This is a genomic window from Hydrogenivirga sp., assembly GCF_056450045.1.
In genome coordinates this window covers 1-3,140 of record NZ_JBWONM010000154.1, presented here as the reverse complement: position 1 = coordinate 3,140, position 3,140 = coordinate 1, and the positions used below count along the sequence as shown (strand labels likewise).

Annotated in this window: 4 protein-coding genes; all 4 read right to left on the bottom strand. The window is 48.1% G+C overall.

Features of this window, described 5'->3' with window-relative positions; genetic code table 11:
- Nucleotides 1-129: 129 nt before the first annotated feature.
- Entirely contained in the window at nt 130-654 is a 525-nt protein-coding gene (locus tag AC1HCM_RS06325; RefSeq protein WP_479460924.1) for a hypothetical protein, read from the bottom strand.
- Nucleotides 651-1,157 (bottom strand): hypothetical protein, encoded by a 507-nt coding sequence (locus AC1HCM_RS06320; RefSeq protein WP_479460923.1) that lies wholly within the window; start codon nt 1,155-1,157, stop codon nt 651-653. Before AC1HCM_RS06320 ends, AC1HCM_RS06325 begins: the two co-directional genes overlap by 4 nt.
- A gap of 14 nt (nt 1,158-1,171) precedes the next feature.
- Nucleotides 1,172-1,885 (bottom strand): AAA family ATPase, encoded by a 714-nt coding sequence (locus tag AC1HCM_RS06315; RefSeq protein WP_479460922.1) that lies wholly within the window; start codon nt 1,883-1,885, stop codon nt 1,172-1,174.
- A 15-nt stretch (nt 1,886-1,900) separates the two neighbouring features.
- Nucleotides 1,901-3,140 (bottom strand): hypothetical protein (locus tag AC1HCM_RS06310; RefSeq protein ID WP_479460921.1); only part of this gene is annotated, 1,240 nt, incomplete at its 5' end.

The window sequence follows — 3,140 nt, the reverse complement described above, 5'->3', positions numbered from 1 at the left end:
CTGAAGTGTTCTGGGCTTCAGGACTTTGGCGTAGCCCTTTTCGGTCTTCACCCAGAAGAATGTATCCTCTTCTATCACGTGTTCATACATCCTTTCAAGCTCTTCTTTGCTCTTTGCCACCATCATGGCTCACCACCTCAGCTCATCCTCTTCGTCCCACAGCTTTTGGTAGTACTCCCTCCCCCTTGTCTCTCCCCATTCCTGAGTTCCCTCCATCTCTCTCTTCAGTCCCATCACGTATCTGAGCTTTCCTCTGAAGTCCGTAATAGAGCGGGTCTCTTTCTGGGTCAGAACTATTGAGTAGGTTTTCTGGAGGTTTAGAGGCACTTCTTCTTTTCTGAGGTTCAGCCACCAGCGGTAGGAGTCCTTTATCTCCTCTTCTGAGAGCTTGAACTCCTCTAAAAGGGACTTGAAGACGTTTACGACCCTTGCGAAGTTTCCTTCGGGGATTCTACCTTCCCAGAGTCCCCAGTACCACTTTGCAAGCTCGTGTGCCTTCGGGTTTTTCTCTCTTTGTTTTTCTTCCTCTTCTTTGAGCTTTAGCTCTATGCGGTTCTTGAGTCTGAGGAGAGTCTCAAAGGCTTTGGCTTTCTTTCCTTGAGAGTAGAGCTCAAAGAACTGCTCAAGCTCTTTGAGGATGGTTTTTAGTCTCATTGCTTTACCACCTCGTAGTACTTGTGCATGACCGCCTTGAAGGAGCGTCTGAGCTCTTTGGAGAGCTTTCTGAGGTCTTGGGCTGTCAGCCTGCCCTTTTCCTGATACTCTTTCCTCAATCGCTCAAGCTCCTCTTGAGTCCACTTTCTGGGTGCTCTCTTTGGAGGCTTCACTTTTTGCCGCTTGCGTTTTGCATACTCTTTGCTTGCGCAGGCGGGTGAGCAGTAAAGGGTCTGGGACTTTTGGGGCAGGAAGCTCTTACCGCAGGTGGGGCAGGTTCTGTATCGGAGGTGGGATTGCCAGTTGTCTTTGTATTCGGAGAGTGATACTATCAGAGGGTCTGTGCTGACTACCTCCAGAAAGCCTGTCTGAAGGTTGTTCCTTACCCATGTCCTTACTCTGTCCTTTATCTGCTTAGGGCTGAGTAAGAACTCCCAGTCCTTGCGGAGCTCCTCTACAAGCTCCCACAGCTGGAAGGCTTTTAGCTTCATCGCCTTTTCCATGATGTGATGAGGCATCATGTCAGTCCTTCCTCCCTGAGCTTTTTCAACAGAGCCTTGAGGTTTTTGAGGTCTAACCTCTCAATACCTGCGGTCTTTGCCATGAAGAGAAGATTGTCAAGCTCAAGGGTTCTTACCTTCCTCTCAAGAAGGAGCTTGAGGCCTTCAGGTTCTATCTCTACCCCGTGGAAGCTTGCAAGCTCAAGGGCGGTTTTCTCCGTCATAGGAGGGATGGCTCTACGGATGACTATCCTCTCTCCGAGAGGATGATGGAGATTTACATCTTCGTTCACAAGGAAGAGGTAAGAAAAGCCTATACGTGGGTGTTCGGAGAGATATTTGAAAAAGTCAAGGACTGAGGGGTGTTTGAAGGCGAACTGGGCTTCGTCAACTATGAGAACGGGGGCTATAATTCCTTTGGCGTCAAGGTAGGAAGAAAGGAGCTTTTCAAGTGCTTTTTGCCTTCCCTGAGCACCTATAGAGAAGGCATCTTCAAGGATAGTGGAAAGCAAATAATAGGGGCTGTATTCTCTTCTGTTTTCAAGAGTGAAAGCGTAAACTCCTTGAAGGTTGTCAAGTATCTGGGTTTTTGCTTTTGTTTTTCCTACACCCCAGTCTGCATACAAAAGTGCGTGAAGGGGAAAGCTTCTCTGGGTGCTCATGCTCTTGATGGCGAGAATAACTTCCTCCATAATGTAGTAGGTGTGCAGTTTTGGTAAGCTTTTTGGCATCGCTTCACCTCCTTTTCAGTCTTCAAACTCTCGGGCGAGTTTAGAGAGGATGGAGACATCAATGGTCTCCTCCTCTTCCTCTTCAGGCACAGGCGTGTTGGTTGACGTGAAGCTAAAGCCTCTTATCTTCTCAAGCTCTCTTTCAAGCTTCTTCTCCCTCTTCCTTGCCCTCTTTTCCCTGTCTTTGAGGTCTTTCCTTTCGGTCGGGTCAACTGTCGGAACGTCTTGGGAGAAGAGGTTGGCGTTTCCTAAGAACTCCTTGGTTCTGCGGTCGTAAACTTCTAAATAGCTTGCGTTGTCAACGTGCCTTCTTACAAGGACCTTGGGGACTGCGACCTGCCTTCCTATCTCTCCCTCCCTCAAGCGGGCGGGGAGGTTGAAGCTGTACTTGTAGCCGTCCCACGTGATGGTTGAATTCCTCACGGTTCTTATCGCACACTCCATGAAGGACTGCCTTATCTTGTTTTCCTCTTCCTTTACATACTCCCTCAAGCTTGCGGGCAGTATCTCTTCGGGGATGACGGGCTCTTTGAAGTGGTCAAAGCGGTGGTGTGTTTTGTTGAACCTGTCTATGGCGGTTCTGAAGCGTTCTATTATCTCCTCCTTGGTGTTTACCCTCTCTAAATCCGCTCCCAGCCATTCCTTGATTTCACGGATATACCTCTCTATGGGGTTTTGGTTAGGGTGCTTGGTGAAGGTGTGCTCAATACCAAGAAGGTAGAAGGCGCTCTTTATGTATTCGTTTCTGATGACTGGGTCTTTGTCGGAGATTATCTTCTGAGGAACTCCCCAGTCAAGGAATATCTCAATCAGCCACTTGGCAAGGTTTCTTGAGTTGAAGGCTTTGTTGTAAAAGAGGACCTGTTTTTCGGTGTTGTCCACAAGCAAAGGCTCGGGGTATAGGCATCCTGAGTAAACGTCGCAGGCCAAGAATACGGAGACCTGATACTCTTTGTTTTTCTCTTTGAGCTTGAAGGTGTAGCCGGTGGCGTCTATTGCCAAGGTTGCGAGCTCTCTTTGTATCTTGCCTTTTGTGGTTCTGTATTTGGGCTTCTCTTTTCTGGGGCGGGTTTTTTGTTCAAGGTTTTCCCACGAGCCGTATTCTTTTTGAACGAAGTATGAGATTAGTTTTAGTCCTTCGGTTTTGTTTTTTACTCCGAGAGCCATAAAGTCTACTTCAAGGAACTGGTAAATCTTGGATTTAGAGGTTCTCCTGCTTTTACCTTTGCGGGAGGAGAGGCTCTCAAGCATAGCC

Coding starts and splice junctions, on each gene's coding strand:
- AC1HCM_RS06320 (WP_479460923.1), bottom strand. CDS start 1,157: ATGGAAAAGGCGATGAAGCTAAAAGCCTTCCAGCTGTGGGAGCTTGTA.
- AC1HCM_RS06315 (WP_479460922.1), bottom strand. CDS start 1,885: ATGCCAAAAAGCTTACCAAAACTGCACACCTACTACATTATGGAGGAA.
- AC1HCM_RS06325 (WP_479460924.1), bottom strand. CDS start 654: ATGAGACTAAAAACCATCCTCAAAGAGCTTGAGCAGTTCTTTGAGCTC.